Here is a 19504-nt window from a genome sequence, read left to right as displayed (position 1 = left end):
CCTTTACCACGTAAAGAGGTGGTTGCCGCTTGGATACCATCAGCCGATTCACTCACATCGTAGGCAACTTTACCAAATGAGCCGTTAAGCGTCGTAAAATCGAATACGCCATACCATTCATTGGACTGCATTAAGCCTGAAAAGAACACAATCGCGAACGCGAGTGCGATATAGCTGCCGATCGTGACTTTACGATCGGTTTTGGTTGGATTAGTCATAAGGATCTCTATACATCTCGTTTATGTGGAACAGAACACGTATAGATAGTGCAAACTAATGAGCGAAAGGTTAATGACCAAAATCAAATAGCGTATCGGTTTGAATAAAAGAAGCACAGCAACATATAAAACTGTGATTTGGATTTAAAAGCAGGACCATACGCTAAATAAATTAGAATATTTCACATACAAAACTAAACAAACCTTGCTTCAACAGCGCAACCAAAAACGCACACAATCACCACACAAGTCTGGCTTCTAGTGAGAAGTTTTTACCTAGTGCGATCTCTGATAATGTTGTAAGAGATCTCTTACATTGTTTTTCTGGTCAATTTTAATTCGATTATAATACAGAGACTTAAAGAGTGATTTTGCTTCCAGAACGCAACCGTTTTCCCTTAGTTGATTGAGTTTTGAGCCAAGCGCAAACAGTGAGCCATTTTATAAAGAATTTGAGCTTAATTCGAAATTTCAGCCCTCAGAGGTGCTATAGACTTCGCGCAGCCAATATAGAAGGAGAACGGTGATGACTATGGAAATGAGAACGCTTAAATATCAAGTAATGGGCAAAGGCATGTGGATCACTGCAACAGTATCTCGCGTAGTAGCGGACAAACTTGCGTTGGAATACCAATCCTATGGCTGGCCTGTTGAAGTATGTGCCGCAGAGCAAACAATGACGTTTGAGCTCGATGCTGCATAATATTGGCAATGTCGAATAAGCTCTATCGGCACCGAGTTCGGTAGGGCTTTTTCACCTAACCTCTATTTTCCTCTGATCGACAATTTTCACTCCGTTCTGTGCTTTTCGACCCGGTCTACGGTTTCCAAACTAATCTACCTTTTCCACCATAATCTGTTGAATTATTAAGATATCTATCACACCCCACATGGTTATTTAGGTCTACGCTTTTACCCGTGTTAATGACTTATTAACTTCGGAGCGTAATCCATGTTAGGTATCCAGCTTTCTGCTGTTCTCTCTTTGTTACTCTTTTCTACGGTAGCAGGTGCTGCCACTTCTCAGTTGGGAGAACCACTCAAGCTCACCAACTCATTCGCTGGTTACCTATCCCTGACCATTTTCGTTATCGCCTACATCGTAGTGATGATGGAAGAGTACCTAAAGCTCCGAAAATCTAAGCCTGTGTTACTTGCGGCAGGCCTGATCTGGATAATCATTGGTTTTACCTACCAAGAACACAACCTTGTTGAAGTGGCTAAGCAAGCACTCGAACACAACTTACTGGAATACGCCGAGCTGTTACTTTTCCTACTCGTCGCCATGACCTACATCAGCGCCATGGAAGAGAGAAGACTGTTTGATGCGCTGCAAGCGTGGATGGTGGGCAAAGGCTTTAATTTCCGCTCTCTGTTCTGGTTAACCGGTATTCTGGCCTTCTTTATCTCACCGATTGCCGACAACCTCACCACCGCTCTATTGATGTGCGCCGTGGTTCTAAAAGTCGCAGGATCTAACCCTAAATTCGTTAACCTAGCGTGTGTAAACATAGTGATATCCGCTAACGCTGGCGGCGCATTCAGCCCATTCGGTGACATCACAACGTTGATGGTGTGGCAGGCTGGCTATGTAAGCTTCAGTGAATTCATTCCCTTGTTTGTTCCTTCAGTGATGAATTACCTCGTCCCTGCCCTGATCATGTCTTACTTTGTTCCCACAACCCAACCCGACACGGTGCATCAGCACGTTGAATTAAAACGCGGGGCAAGACGCATCGTATTCTTGTTCATCATGACAATAGCGACCGCGGTTGCTTTCCATGCCGTACTCCACTTCCCTCCTGTGATGGGGATGATGATGGGACTCGCCTACCTGCAGTTCTTTGGTTATTACTTACGTAAGACTTTACCCAACTCACTCGCGAAGAAAAAAGCGGTGGCGATCGCCAATAACGATGAAGGCGCCCTGAAACGACTCGGTTCTGTTGTGCCATTCGATGTATTTCGAAGAGTCTCGCATGCCGAATGGGACACTTTGCTGTTCTTCTACGGCGTGGTGATGTGTGTCGGTGGCTTGAGCCTGCTTGGGTACTTGGAGCTTGCCTCTGGCGTGATGTATAGCCAGTGGGATCCAATTTGGGCCAACATCATGGTGGGGATCTTATCTGCGATTGTCGATAATATTCCGGTGATGTTTGCGGTGTTATCGATGGAGCCTCAAATGTCGATGGGTAACTGGCTACTGATCACCTTAACCGCAGGCGTTGGCGGCAGCTTGTTATCTATTGGTAGCGCGGCAGGTGTGGCGTTAATGGGCGCGGCGCATGGCAAATACACCTTCTTTGGCCACTTGAAATGGATGCCAGTGATCATGATTGGCTATGCCGTCAGCATCGCTGCTCACCTATGGCTTAATGGCGATCTTTTCTAATTCGGAGGTCTTTTTTAATTCAATTCAACTTTCAAAGGCTTATCAACACGTGTCCAGACGTTACTCAATTGTATCGCTGGGCATTGGTTGCAAGTTAACATCTCGCCCTGATGTTGAATTCGCATCACCAATCTAGAGTCAGTTCGGCTGCTTCCAGAATTGAACTCAATGGTGATCAAGTCATCATCAACACGATAGGTTCGAGTCACGGAATTATCCGTTGTTTGATAAGTCACTTGCCCGGATTCAAAAAGTAGATAACTGTCATTATCTGCGTTCTCATACATACCTTTGAACAGAGCAAGCTGTGGAACCTCGAAAGGTCGGCTGGTATCAGTTAAACAACCTGTCAGCAATAATGCAGAGCTGCAGCCAGATATAAGTAACGGGAATCTATTCATTTGGGCATCCTTGCCTAGAGAACATAGTCAAAGAATATGCAACCAAATCAATATTTTCCAGAAAGCGTTGATTTTAATGCAAAGTCACTTTTTAAGAACCACTCGCCTTCATCATAAGTAGTACGTGATCCTCGTCCAGCATCTCGACAGGCTCATTGCCAAATCGCTTGCTAGTCTTGCTCTCTTCCTTCTATCACCAATAAGCGCTGTTTGCGTTCTACGCCACCCGCATAACCCGTCAGCTTGCCATTTTTACCAATCACACGGTGACACGGCACAATCACTGAAACCGGATTTTTGCCATTCGCCAAACCCACAGCACGAACGGCTTTCGGGTTGCCTATCGCATCAGCCAGTTGTGCATAGCTCCAAGTCTCTCCATAAGGAATGGTCGTCAGCGCCTGCCAAACAGACTGCTGAAATGGTGTACCCTTGGCTGCTATCGGCACAGAAAACTGGATAGCTTCGCCTGAGAAATAACGATTAAGCTGCTCGATAGCCAATGCAAAGATCGGAAAGCTATCATCTTGAACACCCAACTGTTCCGGCTTAGTGGTATATGTTTCAAACCAAAGGCCGAGCAAACCTTCATCGTTCGCCTGTAACGTCACAGTTCCCAATGGGCTCTCATAATAAGTAAATCGGTTAGCCATAATATCTCCTAGCCTGCTACTACAGATGTTTGTGGATTACTGGTGTTTATAGATTGTTCTTTCTATTAAGACTGGTTCCAACAATGGAACGTGGCGTAACTACCCCAAGGCGAAACACTCTCTGTATTGATGGCGGGGCGATGCTCAATAAACTTCTTCACCACCAAGTCACCAACCAACAAATGATTAGGTTCGCTTAACCCGCGAAGCAGTGCGTATTGAATCGTCCAAGGTCCAATCCCTTTTAGCTCAATCCATTTGGAAGGGTGCTCAGCTTCATTGTCGACCATGTATTCGGCAAAACGCTTTAGGGTCTCTTTGCGACTTCCCGGCATTCTCAAGAAGCTAACATCAGCCTCTGCTATCTGTTTCGGGGTTGGGAAGCTGGCTTTCTCATGCTCATCAGAAAGCTCTTTCACCAATAAGTTAAGCTGACCAATCGCCGCGGTTACCGAAACTTGCTGCCCTAGGATCGCTCTCACGCCTGCCTCCCAAGCACTCCACACGCCAGGAATACGGATGCCACTCTTAGCCACCAAGTTAGGATCGATAGTCGTAAAGAACGCCTCTACCTTGGCGATGTCCACATCAAGATCGTACATACGGCGGATATTCGCAATCAAGCTTCTTAATTGGCTTATATCGTCCAACTCAAATTCAATATCCAAGCGGTTATCTTTAGCTAAAGTCGCCTTGAACCAACCCTTTGACCCGTTCACATTTACCGTGCGCTTATAATAATCTTCGCCAACGTCTTCTAAACCCTCAATCATTCGTCGTCGATAAAACCCCAACAAGTGGTTCCAATCTAAGGGCCCATGAAAAACAAGCTGAATATGATTACTCAGGGTGTCACTTGGCTTCGCTCGCCTAATTTGGCTTGGTGAAAGCTTCAGCTCTTTTAGAAAGGCATCATTAAAGCGGCGCGTGCTATTAAAGCCACTCGCAAAGCCAACATCAGTAATGCTCATGTTACTGGTGTGCAGCAACTGCTTAGCAAACATCAACTGGCTATACAGGCTATATTGCTTAGGTGACACCCCGATGTAATTGTCGAATAAGGTTCGTAAGTAACGGTCGGAAATGCCTAAACGGGTCGCAAGGTCAACAATTGAGCCCGTATTCAGTGCGCCGTTATCAATCAACTGTAAAGCGCGCAAGAAAGTGGTTTCGACGCCCTTCCATGCTGGAGAGAAAGGCGCGCTGTCTGGTCGACAACGCAAACAAGGACGATAGCCTGCCTTTAGTGCCTGAGCTTGATGAGAAAAATACTCAACGTTTTCTTCTTTGGGCGGACTTGCTGGGCAAATCGGGCGACAAAAAATTCCTGTCGTTTTCACCGCTGTAAAAAACATCCCATCAAAGCGAGCATCTCGCGCATATCGAGCCAAATGGCACTGCTCACTGGTTAAGGTGCTGTTGTGATTGATCTTTTTCGACATGCCGTACTCTTCCCATTAACCATAGCGTTTGATCCGATACCTAAAAGTTTACCGTGAACCACCATTGTCGCTAGCCACTTTCGGAAGCGAAGGTCAGATAAATCACAAAAAAGGGTTTTAATTTTATTCAATTCGACTAAATTTAATCTAGAGGAGGCAAACTTCTCACAACGTCAACGATCGGTACTTAGCACGCCCAAGATGCAGAGACCGATCGAATATAAATATAAAAAGGAAAAGGCTATGGTTCTTCACACGTGTCGTATTGTTTTATCAAACCAACAGGTTCTCACCAGTCAATCAGTCGAGCAGTCTCTAAGCTTTCTTGAAGACAAAGCGGACAACGGGATTTCTATGATTGAGATTGACGCAACGGATGGCAATCAAATCCATTCGTACATGTCTCACTCTCTTGAAGAGTCTATTGAGAATCTAATGAATCTCTAGAATTTTCGAAGAATAGTGCTTTGAAGTGATAGGGCTTTTAAAAAAGGCTACACATGCCAGGCTTAAACGATATTGATGGAATTGGAAACGATCTCTAGTTCCGAAAAGAAGTACATTTCTGGTTTAAAAACAAAAGTGGCTCCCGACTATATAACTAGTTGGGAGCCATTTTTTATTGAATCTAATCAACAAAGCCATTGCTTACCGCGAATGCCGTTACTCAGGCGCTTGTTCAGCGGCTTGCTGCAATGTGTAAGCAGTCGATGGGTCAATCTCATTAACCAACTTCTCAACCTGCATGATCGCATCAACCGAAGTACTGCTTTTACGGTAGCTCAGATAAATTGGGCGATACCAGTCTTCAACCCCTTTCACCTTATGCAGCTGACCCGAATCGATAAAAGGTTCGACTAGAGACACCGGAAGATACGCACTGCCGCCTTTCTCTAAAATGAAATCGAGGGCAATACGCGCTGTAGAGGTGCGTAGATAAGGTGCTGGCACTTTAGGGTGACGTTCTGCGTGTTCAGAACCAAAACGTGTTCCCCAATCCACATACACATACTTGTGTTGGAATACAGATTCCAGATCATCTTGCTGCGTTGATACCAACACCAAAACCAAGTCAGCGACTTTTTTACAGTTCAGCTCTTCTGCTTTGATCTGATCGAACGCGAAAGCCATATCTAAGGTTCGTTCTAACAAATTACGGTTCAGTTGCTCGCGCCCCATCACCTCAGCCATAAAGCCGTAACCACCAAAAGAGTCGGTTACCACACTTAAACAGTTTTGCAGATACGCATCCCAAATATTCGGCGTGCCGCCCAGCGTTAACTGCAAGGCTTTACCACTCTCTAACGACAGCTCAAATTTGGCTTGTTGTAGAGTGGACACCATCACTTCGGCATAACCAATCAAACGTTCACCGGAAGATGTGAGTTTGATGTTATTGCGGTCACGAATGAAGAGCTGAGTATCAAAATAGCCTTCAAGCTGTTTGATCCGCGCACTCACCGCCGCTTGTGTTAAATACAAGTTTTCAGCTGCACGCCCAAAATGGCGCACCCTTGCAACCTCAAGAAAGGTTCTAAATACTTTCACATCCATCAAATACATCTCTGTAATAAATCTGCTAACTAGCCGATCTAGGATTGTTTATCGTAAAGGCAAAAACGTTTTGTTTCCTATTTTAGCCTTTTAACAATATTTTCGCGTGAGCAATAAACACTAATTTCTATCTAACCACATTACTGAGGCTGATATGTCTGAGACCGAATTCCGACACGGAAAAAAACGTTTTTATGACACCATTAAATTCCCGAGAGGGTTCGCTAAGTCGGGTGATTTTACTCTTTCAGAAGAGGAAATCCTAACCTTGTTTGGTGACACTATGCTTGCACTTGAAACTGGTGAACTAGCACCAATCAATGCAGAAGAAAAACACTTCATTAAAGTGTTGTCTCACCCTCATAAGGCAAAGTCCAAGTTAGAGCGTGTTTGGTTGAAGTACATTCAACTAGCTCGTGGACGCCGTCGCTTTCATACCCTAAACGGCTGCAAACGCGGCGAAGTGCCTAGGGAAGAATACGAAAGTGAGTTAGTGTTAGAAGATTAGTAAAATCGCTCAAGGTGATACCTCATCACTTTGGGCTTTTTTTTGCCTTCAAACACACATCTTCTTTGTAATTGGTAAGTTTAGCCAACCTGTCCATTTTTACCAATATTTATATACAATTCATAGCGATAGCGTGAATAAAATACAGCTCTCGTTCAATCTTATGGGTATTCATCCCACTGAGGTTCATCGTTGTTCATCCTGCCCCTGTCTTTTATCACGATAGCGCTCCATTGCCATCATTATTTTTCTAGCTTCAACTTTACCTTCAACGCTTGTCTATACGCCGAAACACGTTAATACACCAAAATTCGTCAATGGCTCGAGCGACGCCATTAGGACAAAAGCATATCAAAACATAGAAACACACCAACCCTTTCAGGTGCTGAATTAGATCGATATTTCTGTATATGACAAACGTATTAATCTTGTTTAACGCCACCAAATATCCATACAATAATTGTGCAATTTTGAGAGTTCCAGTCACAGTTACGACGAAAAAAGCAAAAACTTGACCTAAAACAATAGCGGAACTGGATAGCTTATTTTATAATGCGAATTAATGTTTCAGAACACTATAAAATTTTATTTCTAGGGGCAAAATCAATGAGACTTATTCCATTAAGCAACAAAGCAAAAGTAGGTAAATGGGCTGCTCGTCATATCGCAGATTCGATCAACAAATTCGCTCCAACTGCTGAGCGTCCATTTGTACTAGGTCTTCCTACTGGTAGCACACCTCTAACTACTTACGCTGAGCTAATTGAACTTTACAAAGCTGGCGAAGTAAGCTTCAAGCACGTTGTAACATTCAACATGGATGAGTACGTTGGTATCGAACCAAACCACCCAGAATCTTACCGCACATTCATGCACGAGAACTTCTTTAACCACGTTGATATCCAAGCAGAAAACATCAACCTGCTAGACGGCAAAGCTGAAGACATCGATGCTCACTGTGCAGCATACGAAGAGAAAATCCGTTCATACGGCAAAATCAACCTGTTCATGGGCGGCGTAGGCATCGACGGTCACATCGCATTCAACGAACCAGGTTCTTCGCTATCTTCACGCACTCGTATCAAAACGTTGACTGAAGACACTCGTATCGCGAACTCTCGTTTCTTCGATGGCGACATCAACCAAGTTCCTAAATACGCACTAACTATCGGTGTTGCTACTCTTCTAGATGCTGAAGAAGTGATGATCCTTTCTCTAGGCCACAACAAAGCTCAAGCACTTCAAATGGCTATCGAAGGTTCTGTAAACCACATGTGGACTGTTACAGCTCTACAGATGCACCGTAAAGCTATCATCGTTGCTGATGAACCAGCTCAACAAGAGCTAAAAGTTAAGACTCTACGCTACTTCCAAGAGCTAGAAGCTGAGAACATCCAAGACCTATAATCCTCATAGTCTTGAATAGCAGGGCGTTTTAATAAAGAGAGCGTCTTGAATAGAAAAAGCCACTTCAATGTGGCTTTTTTTGTGCCTGTTGCTTTTGTGTTTAATGGGAAGAGGTTTCGGATATTTTTTAGAAGCACAAAAACAACAAAGCGATTTCTCCAACGAGAGAAACCGCCATCATTTTAAACTTTGTATTGAAACGAACCAACAGCTACAAGGTATGTAGGATGTGTAACAAGATAAGCAGGGCTACAAACTAGAGCTAAGAGCTCAGCGCGTTATCTCGGCATAAGGTAGTGATAATATCAGTGATAGCCAATACGATCGTCGACTTCACTTTCTGATTATGTCGCCCCAAGAACATTTCAAGCATTGGGCCAGACATAGTTTCCACCATCTCCGCGTCATATTCGATAGGCATAATACGCTGAATCGCGTGCACCTTGTTAAGCTCAAATATCACATCAACTTCTGTGAAGCTGGTGTCTTCACCCTGTATTTTCGCCCACTCTTTCAAGGTAACGAAAACCTCGAGATCGTCGTAGAGTTCTTTACTGATCACGCCAAGCCCGAGTAGCAACTTAGCACGAATCATGATCTCGCCTAACGGCCCACCACTGTTGAGAAGTGGTTCTACAACGAACTTAATTGCAGTGTCGTCTTTCTTAAAGATGTTTTTTAATACGGCATCTACCGTGTCGTCCAATGCATCGTAAGCCGCCATTAGGCAGGCGCCAGCACTCTCAGCTTCCGAAAGGGCTTCGAGTAATTCAGTTTCATGGCTTGTTTGTATTGGCATAACGGCTCGACAATAAGAAAGTGCCACTGGTGTGGCACTTTGATGGTTTATCATTTCAATGCTAGATAAGCTTCTTCCGCTAGTTTAACAACTTCTGAGTCACTATTCAGCTCAGAATAATGCGCTAATGTCTCAGCAAAGCCTTTTTCTGCGAACATTGCTTGAAGTTCAACCGCTTGTGGGTCGTCTTCGTTCTTGTAATGGAACGCAGCAGCGATTGCTTTTACTAGGTGAGCATTCGGTAGGCCGTACTCTAATGTACCGTTTAGAGGCTTAACTAGGCGGTCTTGCGGGCTCAGTTTACGAATTGGCTGACGACCAACACGGTCTACTTCATCACGTAGGAACGGGTTAGCAAAACGACCTAGAATCTTTTGGATGTATGCCGCGTGCGCTTCTGGACCAAAGCCGTAACGCTTAATGAGAACAGCGCCACTTTCTTCCATCGTTGCTGTTACTTCAGCACGGATTACGTCGTCTTCGATAGAGTCTTTAATTGTCTCGTGACCAGCAAGTACACCAAGGTATGCCGTTACCAAGTGACCCGTGTTTAGCGTGAACAATTTACGCTCAACGAAAGCCATTAGGTTATCAGTGCATTCCATTCCTGGGATGTTTGGAATCTCACCCTTAAATTGTGTTTGGTCTACGATCCACTCGCTGAACGTTTCAACCGTTACCGCTAGAGGGTCTGTTTCACCTGCTTCTGCCGGTGGAACAATACGGTCGACCGCTGAATCAACAAAACCAATGTGCTCTTCAGTGAACGCCTTCATTTCATCAGAAAGGTGCTCTAAAACTGCTGCTTTTAATTGGCTAGTACCGCGAACCATGTTCTCAGCCGCGATGATGTTCATTGGTGCCGTGTTGTTTGCTGCTGCACGCTTTTCAATGCCTTGAGCAATAGACTTAGAGATGATTTTTAGAACTGTAGGTCCTACCGCTGTTGTCACAAGATCAGACTCAGCAATGCAATCTACTACTGCGCTTGTCGCTGAGTTTACTGCTGTCACGTTCTTAACAACTTCGACAACACACTCTTCGCCAACAATCTTAACTGGGTATTCTTGGCGTTCAATTAACGCATTTACAACCGTTTCATTTACGTCAGCAAACGTAACCTTCATACCAGCATCAGAAAGAAGCTTACCAATGAAACCACGACCGATATTACCTGCACCAAAATGTAACGCTTTCATAATTTTGACCTTATAAATATTTGAATCTAGATAGCTAACTGCTCAACAACATGCCTTGACGATGTGCCCTCGGCATTAAGCAGTAAGCTATTCAGACTGAATCTTGTTAGAAAGATTAAGACCGAAAATGAGGCCAGTAGGGGGATACCGGCCTCCTTCACTCAGGAGCTTGACTAGAGCTTTTTAGTTTCCGTTGAGGATACGTAGAACATCAGCAGGGTTTGTTGTGTTCTGTAGGCATTTCACAGCTTCTTCATCGTCGAGTGAATTGGTAATAGCCATCAGCACCATGTTGTGCTCATCGCCTTGTGCGGCAATACCGATAACCATCTTCGCGATATCATCTTCATCTTCGCCCCATTGAATACCTTCAGGGTACTGACAGAAAACGATGCCGGTTTTTTGTACGTACTGTTTCGCTTCGATTGTGCCGTGTGGTACTGCGATAGACTCACCTAGGTAAGTAGACACAAGCTCTTCACGAGCAAACATGCCATCTACATATTCTGGTGATACGTTGCCAAGTTTTACTAATTGTTCGCCAGCAAACTTGATTGCGTCTTCTTTTTGAGTCGCTTTAAGGCCAAGGAAGATGCTGTCGTCAGTGAGTGCAAGCTTGTTGCCTTCTTGTGCTGGAGCTGCTGCTGGAGCCGGAGCTTCTACTTTCGCTTTACCACTTTGAGCATCGACAAGCTCGGCAACTAGTTGGTCGTATACGCCGCCGTCTAGGAAGTTGCTTAGAGACATATGCATCGCACCTGGCACAGTGCTACGAGCACGGTCTGTTAGGTCTTTATGCGTAATAACTATTTGCGAATCAGCCGGTAGGTTGTTGATTGCGTAGTTGGTCACTTCAATGTCTAGGCCAGCTGTTGCTACTTTCTTACGTAGCAGACCTGCACCCATTGCACTTGAACCCATACCCGCATCACACGCTACATAAACTGCTTTTACATCCGCTAGGTTTACGTTTGCTTCTGCTGCTGCACCTTTAGAAGACGCTTTCATGTCTTTCATTTGTGCTGAAGCTTTCTCTAGTGAATCTTCCTCATCATCTTGCGCTGATGTTTTAAGAAGGATTGACGCTACAACAAACGATACTGCCGTTGCTGCGATAACCGATAGAATCACGCCGATGTAAGAGCCTTTTGGCGTCATCAGTAAGACTGCGAAGATAGAACCTGGAGATGCTGGAGATATAAGGCCAGAATCGAACAACACGTTAGTGAATACACCCGCCATACCACCTGCGATTACCGCAAGAATTAGACGTGGGTTCATTAGAACGTAAGGGAAGTAAATTTCGTGGATACCACCTAGGAAGTGGATGATAGATGCACCAGCAGCAGATTGCTTCGCACTACCTTTACCAAACACCATGTAAGCAAGTAGAAGACCAAAACCAGGACCTGGGTTTGCTTCAATTAGGAAGAAGATAGAACGACCCATCTCTTCAGATTGCTGGATACCTAGTGGAGAGAAGATACCGTGGTTGATTGCGTTATTTAGGAATAGAATTTTCGCAGGTTCAACAAAGATAGATGCTAGAGGTAGTGCACCCGCTTCTACCATTACGTTAACACCAGCCGCCAAACCAGAAGACAGAACTTTAACCGCAGGGCCAATCACGATGAACGCGATGATCGCACAGATCATGCCGATGATACCCGCAGAGAAGTTGTTCACTAGCATTTCGAAACCACTCTTCACTTTACCGTGAACAGCTTCATCGAATTTCTTAATTGCGATACCACCTAGTGGACCTACAATCATTGCACCCATGAACATCGGGATGTCAGTACCAACGATAACACCCATTGTTGTGATAGCGCCCACTACCGCACCGCGGTCACCACCAACCATTTTACCACCGGTGTAACCAATCAATAGTGGCAGTAGGTATGTAATCATAGGACCAACCATTGATGCTAACGTTTCGTTAGGCCACCAACCCGTTGGGATGAATAGTGCAGTAATGAAACCCCACGCAATAAATGCGCCGATGTTTGGCATTACCATATTGGATAAGAAACGACCAAAGTTTTGAACCTTAATCTTTGCTTCTGGTGATAACATAGGTAGAACCCCGTAGTGTATTGGTTGGTCAAATGACCGAAAGTGTGTACTCAAAAGTCGATTAAAATGTATCACAACATTTCCAAAATGCACCTTAGCCCAACTTTCGTGATGACCATCACACACGAAAAACACTTTCGGGTTAACAAGTACACTTTAGATCACAAAAACACCATGAATTTAAATTACAAAGCCAAATTAATGAGAATGGATATTATTAACACACGATCAGGATCACATTTTATTTTGTAATACTTAAAAATAAACAGTGATCAAAATCACACTTAATAAAATATAGCATCTGGAATCTATATAAACCGTATAAAAGAACATCGTGCCATGTATATAAAGAATGCACCCAGGTGAGTAAAATCGCTATAAGTGTAATTTAATTACAGGATGAACTACATTTTGCTAAAAATACAAAACGAGACCTAACGCTCGACTAAAAACATAGACCAGTGAACTGCAGTTAGCATTGATAGATGTGATATGGTATTCACCAACGCTATCGCATCATCTATCTCTCCAACACCCATCAGCGAGTCACGCCGCTATTTGAGAAAAGGCTATGTCAGACAAAATTTCCACATCCGCACTCGCTAAACAAAAAGGCATAGAAGCTAAAGCTTTATTTAGCGATCTAAAAACAGCGGGCTATATAGTGCGTTCACAAGAGCGTTGGATTCTCACAGAACGGGGAGAAAGCTTTGGTGGGGAATATGTCGAACACAAGAAGTTTGGTGTATTTATTGTCTGGCCAGAGAAACTACTTATCGATTTGGACTCATTCTCAGGGAAAACACTCACCGCCACCCAGCTTGGTAGTGCCTTTCAACTCAGCGCAAAGAAGATCAACTTATTGCTCAATGAACTTGGTTGGATCACAAAAGAAGAAGACGGTTGGCATGTCACCTCTACAGGCTTAAAAGCCGGTGGTGAACAAAGAGAAGATAAAGCGACTCAAAACTTATTCGTGGTATGGCACGACTCACTGGTTCGCAATAAACGTTTGAAGCAGTCTGTTGTTGAATTCCTAGGGCATGATGCTGAAAGCCACTCGACCGATGTGTCATTCTCCAGTTTTCGTCAGAAATTTGAGGCGAAGCACCGAAGCTTAGATGGGCATTATGTTCGTTCAAAGGGAGAGCTGATCATCGATAACTGGCTTTATATGGCAGGAGTGGTTCATGCGTACGAGCGTCCGCTTCCGATATCAAAAGAAGTGATCAGCGATTTTTATCTACCAAGTGGCAAAGTATACATCCAGTTCTGGGGAACCGATTCTGCGCCACTCGCCGAAGATAAACGTGAAGCGACGAGAAAAATCTATGAAGAGCATGGTTTTGGTTTAATCGAAATCACGCCAGAAGATATCCCCAACCTAGACAGCGTACTTCCGCCATTATTGCGCCAATATGGTATCAAGGCGTACTAAGCTACTGAATCTAGAGATCCCACCTCCATTAAGATCACATTTATCGAATCATTATGGACATTATTAACCATAGTGATTTGATATGTTCGCTATTTTTCCCGAGTCATTCTTCTATTATCTTACACCCATCGACTTGAGCTACCGCAGATACTCGATTTATTGGGGCATGTTCGATAACTATTTAGACGTTCAATCTATTGAGATTCGTTTAAATTGGTTATCCGTTTATTGTTGACGTGACTGAACATAAAACCCTACAACATTTATTATTGATAGATATTAGGATTCAACATGACTCATCCAATCATTACTGATCTAAACACTCGTTACACAGCTAAAAAATACGATGCAGAAAAACGCATCTCTGCGGAAGACATGGAAGTAATCAAAGAAGCACTTCGCTTGTCAGCTTCTTCTATCAACTCTCAGCCTTGGAAATTCATCATCATTGAGAGTGACGCAGCAAAACAACGCTTCCACAATACTTTCGAAAACATGTTCCAGTTTAACCAACCACATGCGAAAGAAGCGTCACACACGATCCTGTTTGCTCACGATCCTAAGTACACAAAAGAGAAATTCGCGAAGCGTGCAGATACAGAAGTAAGCTCTGGTCACCTACCAGCTGAAATGTACGAGCAATTCTTAGGTGCTTACGCATTTGCAGAAATGAACACAGACGAAACAGGTTTCAACGGTAACTGGACTAAGTCTCAAGTTTACATCGCACTAGGTAACACACTGCATACACTAGCTCGTCTAGGTATCGCTTCAACGCCTATGGAAGGTGTAGACGCAGCTATGATCAGCGAAGAATTTGCTGACGAACTAGAAGGTCACGTTGTTGATGTAGCGCTAGCTATCGGCTACCACAAAGACGGCGAAGACTACAACTACGGCAAACCAAAAGCGCGCCTAGCTCTTGATGAAGTCGTTACTACGCTATAACAGACACTACGCTGTAAATAGCTGACACAAACAAATCGCACTGCTTTATTTGGCCAGACGCTCGTCTGGTCTTTTTTATATCTGTTATTTATCCAAGCCACTACCCACCAGAAAGTCATAAGGACACATTAAAATCAATATGATTACAAAAACCATCAAGTCATAAAGACACAAATTAGAGCTTAAAAATCAAACAAACACAACCAAAACAACAACTTGAAAACATGGCACAACTAGTGCAGTGAGAGCCTTAGATATTTAAAATAAGGTATTATCATTATGACTATTCACGTTAAATCAAATGTTCATTGGGTTGGTGTCCACGATTGGGAAACTGAGCACTTCCATGGCAAGGAATACCACATGAACAAAGGTACCAGTTATAACTCGTACCTGATTCGTGAAGAGAAAACGGTGCTTGTTGATACCGTTGATCATCGCTTTACTGAACAATTCCTTGCAAACCTTGAGATGGAAATCGACATCAATGAGATCGACTACATCATTTGTCAGCATGCTGAAGAAGACCACTCAGGTGCCCTTTCGGCACTATTAGCCAAAATTCCAAACACACCCGTCTACTGCACAGAAGCTGGCGTTAACTCGATTGTTGGCCATCACCACCAGCCAGACTGGAACTTCCGAACCGTTAAAACAGGCGACACGCTCGATGTCGGTAACGGTAAGCAACTCATCTTTGTTGAGATGAAAATGCTGCACTGGCCAGACTCAATGGCAACATACCTCACAGGTGACGAAATCCTGTTCAGCAACGATGCGTTCGGTCAGCACTACTGTGATGAAAACCTATTCAACGATCAGCTAGACCAAGTCGAGCTTCATGATCAATGTCTGCGTTACTTCTCGAACATCCTCACACCTTTCGCACCTTTGGTGAAAGCGAAGATAGAAGAAGTATTGAGCTTAGGTGTGCCTATCGATGTTATCGCCACCTCTCATGGCTGTATTTGGCGCGACAACGCGACGCAAATTGTTGAACAATACTACGAGTGGTCTAAAGCCTACAAAGAAGATCGTATCACCATTGTCTACGACACCATGTCGAACAACACTCGCATGATGGCTGACGCAATCGCAAAAGGTATCCGTAAAGGCAGCCCAGAAACAGCAATCAAAGTCTTCAATATCTCTAAGCACGATAAGAATGACATCCTTGCCAATATCTTCCGTTCAAAAGGGGTTCTAGTCGGTTCATCGACCATGAACAATGTGATGATGCCGCAAATCGCAGCGCTACTAGAAGAAATACACGGACTGCGCTTTGCTGGTAAAAGAGCCGCGGCATTTGGCTCTTCAGGTTGGACAGGCGGCGCAGTAAAACGTATCGACGCTCGACTACGTGAAGCCAACTTCGAGGTGAGTGCGCCACAACACATCCATTGGAAACCAGACACAGACGCTCTTCGCCAATGTATCGATTACGGCATGACACTGGCCGAGGTTTGGCGTGTAGAAGCAGATGAAGTGAGCACACCGAAACAAGTATCACGTAATGTAACACCGCTTGAAGCCACACCAGCACCGGTAAACACCACTGCCGAGCTCAAAGACACAACAGAGCTGAAGCCAGAAGAAGCGCAAGATAAGCCAGTACACAGTGCAGACTGCACTTGCTGGCGTTGCACAGTGTGTGAATGGGTGTACGACCCACAATTGGGCGAACCCTACCAAGGCGTCGAACCTGGAACTCCTTGGGCGCAAGTACCTGATGATTTCCTTTGCCCTGAATGCCATTTAGGCAAAGAAGTGTTTGTGGAGAAGTAGCATGTCGAACATTGTTATTGTGGGTGGCGGTTTCGCTGCCCTACAAACCATCAAGATGGTACGTAAGCTTGACCGAGATATCGCGATTACTATGATCACCGCCGATGCCGGGGTTGAGTACAGTAAGCCGAATCTTTCGCACGCGTTCAGTCAGGAACAAACGCCGGAAACACTGGCAGTACATAACGCTCAACAATTGGCAGAGCAGTACAACGTGGTCATCAAAACCAAAGCACTTGTGAGCGAGATAGATACTGAGCAGCAGTGTGTTCATGTTGATGGCCAATCTATCCACTATTCAAAGTTGGTATTAGCGACGGGCGCGACGCCTTTTATACCACCAGCGGAAGGGCTTAAACGCAGCGCAACCATTACGTTAAATAGTTTGGAAGAGTTTGATAAACACAAAGCTCAGATCGATCGCGCTCAACGCATCACTGTGATGGGTGGAGGCTTAATTGGGGTCGAGCTCGCATTCGACCTTCAAACTGCGGGTAAAGATGTCACGATTATCGAACCCGCAAGTTATCTATTGAATAACCTAGTGCCACCTTTCGTTTCGCTTGAATTGGAAAGGGAACTAACAAAAGCAGGGGTTACCGTCGAAACCGATTCTGCAGTGTGTCGCGCAACGTATCTCCCTGATGGCGTGAGGTTGCAAACCACGTCTTCTCGATTGATACGAACCGATATCGTGATTGCAGCAGCAGGGCTAAGACCAAACACACAGTTAGCCACACAAGCGGGAATAGAAGTAAACAAAGGGATTGTGGTCGATACCATCATGAGAACCAATGTCGAGAATGTGTATGCGATTGGTGACTGTGCCGAAATAGAGGGGCGTGTGATGGCTTATCTTCAGCCCGCTATTTTGTCTGCAAACGTGTTGGCTAAGCAGCTGGTTATGGGTAACGGAGAAAGCAAAGTGGGCAAAGTGGGCAAAGTGGGCAAAGTGGGCGAAGGAAAGCTCAGCTTGCCTCATATCATCACTAAGGTGAAAACACCGAGTTACCCGATTCAACTCGCAGGGCGCGATATTCAAACCGCTCAGAGTTGGGAAACTCGATTCGATCCTAAAGGCATTGTCGCTAAGGGCTTTAATGAAGATAACCAGTTGGTTGGATTCATTGTCACGGGAGAACACACCAAAGCGGCGTTCCCTCTGCTCAAAGAGCTACAAGCAAGCTCACCCGCATAGGCTCAATGACATACGCTCAATAATATACGTTGAATAAAATAAGCGGCGTTCGCTAAAACAAAAAAAAGCCAGTCAATCGACTGGCTTTCTTGTATCTGCATACTTCGTTATTGGTGCGTTCGCACTATCCAATAAACGAGATGTAACCTTGAAGGATAATCAGGTTAACGATATCGATAAAGAAGGCACCAACAATTGGCACCACCATGAAGGCTTGTGGTGAAGGACCAAAACGGTTCACCAAAGAGCCCATGTTCATTACCGCTGTTGGTGTTGCACCTAGGCCGAAACCACAGTGACCACCTGCCATAACCGCTGCGTCGTAATTAGAACCCATTACTTTGAACGTCACAAAGTAAGAGAAGATACCTAACACAACCGCCTGAACCCCAAGGATAACCAAGAACGGAATCGCAAGGTCAAAGATGTTCCAAAGCTTAAGGCTCATTAGCGCCATTGCTAGGAACAATGACAATGACACCGTACCAAGAATATCGACCGTTTCGCTGTCAGTCTTATGCAGCTTAGTCACTTCAAACACGTTAGTGATGAACACACCGATAAACAACGCGTAAACGAAATCAGGAATCATCAACCAAGAAATTTCAAAAGTTGCCACCCACTGCTCTAAGTACTTCGCACCCGTGATACAGATAAGAAGGATGAACAACACTTCAATCACCTTCTTTGCCGTCACTTTGTCTTCTTCATACTCGTTGTAAGTAACAAGTTCAGGGAAGCGTTCATGCGTTTGCGTGCCAGTGCCGTACTCAGATTCAAGCTGGTTTTTATCAATCAGCTTTTGCGCTACTGGGCTACCGATAATACCACCGATGATCAAACCAAAGGTCGCTGAAGCCATCGCGATTTCTAGCGTATTGGCAATGCCAAACGTGTCTGCAAAAGTTTGAGACCAAGCTGCGCCTGTGCCGTGACCGCCCGAAAGGGTGATAGAGCCAGCAATCAAACCCATCAAGGGTTCAAGGCCTAGTGCCGTAGCTAAGGTTACGCCTACACCGTTTTGGATAATGATGTAAACCGACGCTACCCCTAAGAATAGGAATACCTTAGCACCACCTTTTATCAGCTGCGTGTAATTCGCCGCAAGACCGACCGTTGCAAAGAACATCAACATAAACGTGTTCTGCAGGGGCAAAGAAAACTCAAGATCAAGGCCGTTAAAGTGCAGGGCTGTAATAGCAAAAGCGACAATCAAGCCGCCGACAATGGGCTCTGGAATGTTGTACTTTTTGAGAATCGGAAGCTTTGCATTGACGAAATGACCTAGAAACAAAACACTAATCGCGATTAGGAAGGATTCTAGTGGTCCAATTGAAATTAATTGATTCATATAACCTCTATTTTTTTACGTTCTCATCTTCCCTAATGAGTCTAGTTTTATCTGTAATTATTTGTGCTGCTCTACCTATATTTATACAAACTGGAGAGAAAGTGTGGATTCGAAAAGCGAACACATTACTGCGAT

The 19504-nt window shown here is 44.5% G+C and carries 17 protein-coding genes and 1 pseudogene; 9 read left to right on the top strand and 9 right to left on the bottom strand.

What is annotated here, in order from left to right; genetic code table 11:
• A pseudogene (locus A142_RS01715) lies at positions 1–218 on the bottom strand (nucleoside recognition domain-containing protein); the annotation flags it as partial.
• 526 nt (positions 219–744) lie between these two features.
• On the opposite strand from A142_RS01715, the gene A142_RS25045 reads away from it, so the two are divergent.
• The gene (locus A142_RS25045; protein ID WP_019820007.1) at positions 745–921 is read left to right on the top strand and encodes a hypothetical protein; all 177 of its coding nucleotides are present in this window, start codon (positions 745–747) and stop codon (positions 919–921) included.
• 249 nt (positions 922–1170) lie between these two features.
• Entirely contained in the window at positions 1171–2610 is a 1440-nt protein-coding gene (nhaD, locus tag A142_RS01710) for a sodium:proton antiporter NhaD (protein WP_019820005.1), read from the top strand.
• Between the two features lie 14 nt (positions 2611–2624).
• Here nhaD and A142_RS01705 read toward each other — a convergent pair whose 3' ends face one another.
• The 3 genes from A142_RS01705 to A142_RS01695 all read right to left on the bottom strand — a co-directional run bounded on the left by A142_RS01705 (position 2625) and on the right by A142_RS01695 (position 5106).
• Positions 2625–3011 carry a hypothetical protein gene (locus A142_RS01705; RefSeq protein WP_019820003.1) on the bottom strand — a complete coding sequence of 129 codons (387 nt, stop codon included), beginning with the start codon at positions 3009–3011 and terminating at the stop codon, positions 2625–2627.
• 170 nt (positions 3012–3181) lie between these two features.
• Positions 3182–3664 (bottom strand): methylated-DNA--[protein]-cysteine S-methyltransferase, encoded by a 483-nt coding sequence (locus tag A142_RS01700; protein ID WP_019820002.1) that lies wholly within the window; start codon positions 3662–3664, stop codon positions 3182–3184.
• Between the two features lie 65 nt (positions 3665–3729).
• Positions 3730–5106 (bottom strand): AlkA N-terminal domain-containing protein, encoded by a 1377-nt coding sequence (locus tag A142_RS01695; protein ID WP_019820001.1) that lies wholly within the window; start codon positions 5104–5106, stop codon positions 3730–3732.
• 243 nt (positions 5107–5349) lie between these two features.
• Between A142_RS01695 and A142_RS01690 the strand changes: the two genes are divergently transcribed.
• Positions 5350–5553: a hypothetical protein gene (locus A142_RS01690; protein WP_017061519.1), complete on the top strand. Its 204-nt coding sequence runs from the start codon at positions 5350–5352 to the stop codon at positions 5551–5553.
• Positions 5554–5769: 216 nt separating this feature from the next.
• Here the strand turns inward: A142_RS01690 and A142_RS01685 are convergent, their stop codons facing one another.
• Positions 5770–6660: a LysR family transcriptional regulator gene (locus tag A142_RS01685; RefSeq protein ID WP_029405267.1), complete on the bottom strand. Its 891-nt coding sequence runs from the start codon at positions 6658–6660 to the stop codon at positions 5770–5772.
• Positions 6661–6814: 154 nt separating this feature from the next.
• Here A142_RS01685 and A142_RS01680 point away from each other — a divergent pair, with 154 nt between their 5' ends.
• Positions 6815–7168, top strand: coding sequence for a DUF413 domain-containing protein (locus A142_RS01680; protein ID WP_019819999.1), 354 nt, complete (start codon positions 6815–6817; stop codon positions 7166–7168).
• A 606-nt stretch (positions 7169–7774) separates the two neighbouring features.
• Positions 7775–8575, top strand: a complete 801-nt coding sequence (nagB, locus tag A142_RS01675; protein ID WP_019819998.1) for a glucosamine-6-phosphate deaminase — start codon at positions 7775–7777, stop codon at positions 8573–8575.
• A gap of 262 nt (positions 8576–8837) precedes the next feature.
• On the opposite strand, the gene A142_RS01670 is transcribed toward nagB, so the two are convergent.
• The 3 genes from A142_RS01670 to A142_RS01660 form a co-directional block, all read right to left on the bottom strand.
• Positions 8838–9374 carry an MltR family transcriptional regulator gene (locus tag A142_RS01670; RefSeq protein ID WP_017065079.1) on the bottom strand — a complete coding sequence of 179 codons (537 nt, stop codon included), beginning with the start codon at positions 9372–9374 and terminating at the stop codon, positions 8838–8840.
• A gap of 50 nt (positions 9375–9424) precedes the next feature.
• Positions 9425–10573, bottom strand: coding sequence for a mannitol-1-phosphate 5-dehydrogenase (locus A142_RS01665; RefSeq protein ID WP_019819997.1), 1149 nt, complete (start codon positions 10571–10573; stop codon positions 9425–9427).
• Positions 10574–10756: 183 nt separating this feature from the next.
• Positions 10757–12649 (bottom strand): PTS mannitol transporter subunit IICBA, encoded by a 1893-nt coding sequence (locus A142_RS01660; protein ID WP_019819996.1) that lies wholly within the window; start codon positions 12647–12649, stop codon positions 10757–10759.
• Positions 12650–13220: 571 nt separating this feature from the next.
• Here A142_RS01660 and A142_RS01655 point away from each other — a divergent pair.
• The 4 genes from A142_RS01655 (at position 13221) to norW (ending at position 18018) form a co-directional block, all read left to right on the top strand.
• On the top strand, positions 13221–14087 hold the full coding sequence (locus A142_RS01655) for a hypothetical protein (protein WP_019819995.1): 867 nt from the start codon (positions 13221–13223) through the stop codon (positions 14085–14087).
• 291 nt (positions 14088–14378) lie between these two features.
• Positions 14379–15035 (top strand): NAD(P)H-dependent oxidoreductase, encoded by a 657-nt coding sequence (locus A142_RS01650; protein WP_017061511.1) that lies wholly within the window; start codon positions 14379–14381, stop codon positions 15033–15035.
• Between the two features lie 279 nt (positions 15036–15314).
• Entirely contained in the window at positions 15315–16820 is a 1506-nt protein-coding gene (gene norV / locus A142_RS01645) for an anaerobic nitric oxide reductase flavorubredoxin (protein WP_019819994.1), read from the top strand.
• A 1-nt stretch (position 16821) separates the two neighbouring features.
• Complete coding sequence (gene norW, locus A142_RS01640) at positions 16822–18018, top strand: NADH:flavorubredoxin reductase NorW (RefSeq protein ID WP_019819993.1); 1197 nt, start codon at positions 16822–16824, stop codon at positions 18016–18018.
• A gap of 124 nt (positions 18019–18142) precedes the next feature.
• Here the strand turns inward: norW and gltS are convergent, their stop codons facing one another.
• Positions 18143–19369 (bottom strand): sodium/glutamate symporter, encoded by a 1227-nt coding sequence (gene gltS / locus A142_RS01635; RefSeq protein WP_019819991.1) that lies wholly within the window; start codon positions 19367–19369, stop codon positions 18143–18145.
• Positions 19370–19504 lie beyond the last annotated feature (135 nt).

The sequence above is a fragment of the Vibrio splendidus 12E03 genome, from assembly GCF_000272105.2.
GTDB lineage: Bacteria > Pseudomonadota > Gammaproteobacteria > Enterobacterales > Vibrionaceae > Vibrio > Vibrio splendidus_I.
Note: the sequence above shows the minus strand (reverse complement) of the source record. Positions and strands in the feature narration are given on the sequence as shown.

Coding starts and splice junctions, on each gene's coding strand:
- A142_RS25045 (WP_019820007.1), top strand. CDS start 745: ATGACTATGGAAATGAGAACGCTTAAATATCAAGTAATGGGCAAAGGC.
- nhaD (WP_019820005.1), top strand. CDS start 1,171: ATGTTAGGTATCCAGCTTTCTGCTGTTCTCTCTTTGTTACTCTTTTCT.
- A142_RS01705 (WP_019820003.1), bottom strand. CDS start 3,011: ATGAATAGATTCCCGTTACTTATATCTGGCTGCAGCTCTGCATTATTG.
- A142_RS01700 (WP_019820002.1), bottom strand. CDS start 3,664: ATGGCTAACCGATTTACTTATTATGAGAGCCCATTGGGAACTGTGACG.
- A142_RS01695 (WP_019820001.1), bottom strand. CDS start 5,106: ATGTCGAAAAAGATCAATCACAACAGCACCTTAACCAGTGAGCAGTGC.
- A142_RS01690 (WP_017061519.1), top strand. CDS start 5,350: ATGGTTCTTCACACGTGTCGTATTGTTTTATCAAACCAACAGGTTCTC.
- A142_RS01685 (WP_029405267.1), bottom strand. CDS start 6,660: ATGGATGTGAAAGTATTTAGAACCTTTCTTGAGGTTGCAAGGGTGCGC.
- A142_RS01680 (WP_019819999.1), top strand. CDS start 6,815: ATGTCTGAGACCGAATTCCGACACGGAAAAAAACGTTTTTATGACACC.
- nagB (WP_019819998.1), top strand. CDS start 7,775: ATGAGACTTATTCCATTAAGCAACAAAGCAAAAGTAGGTAAATGGGCT.
- A142_RS01670 (WP_017065079.1), bottom strand. CDS start 9,374: ATGCCAATACAAACAAGCCATGAAACTGAATTACTCGAAGCCCTTTCG.
- A142_RS01665 (WP_019819997.1), bottom strand. CDS start 10,573: ATGAAAGCGTTACATTTTGGTGCAGGTAATATCGGTCGTGGTTTCATT.
- A142_RS01660 (WP_019819996.1), bottom strand. CDS start 12,649: ATGTTATCACCAGAAGCAAAGATTAAGGTTCAAAACTTTGGTCGTTTC.
- A142_RS01655 (WP_019819995.1), top strand. CDS start 13,221: ATGTCAGACAAAATTTCCACATCCGCACTCGCTAAACAAAAAGGCATA.
- A142_RS01650 (WP_017061511.1), top strand. CDS start 14,379: ATGACTCATCCAATCATTACTGATCTAAACACTCGTTACACAGCTAAA.
- norV (WP_019819994.1), top strand. CDS start 15,315: ATGACTATTCACGTTAAATCAAATGTTCATTGGGTTGGTGTCCACGAT.
- norW (WP_019819993.1), top strand. CDS start 16,822: ATGTCGAACATTGTTATTGTGGGTGGCGGTTTCGCTGCCCTACAAACC.
- gltS (WP_019819991.1), bottom strand. CDS start 19,369: ATGAATCAATTAATTTCAATTGGACCACTAGAATCCTTCCTAATCGCG.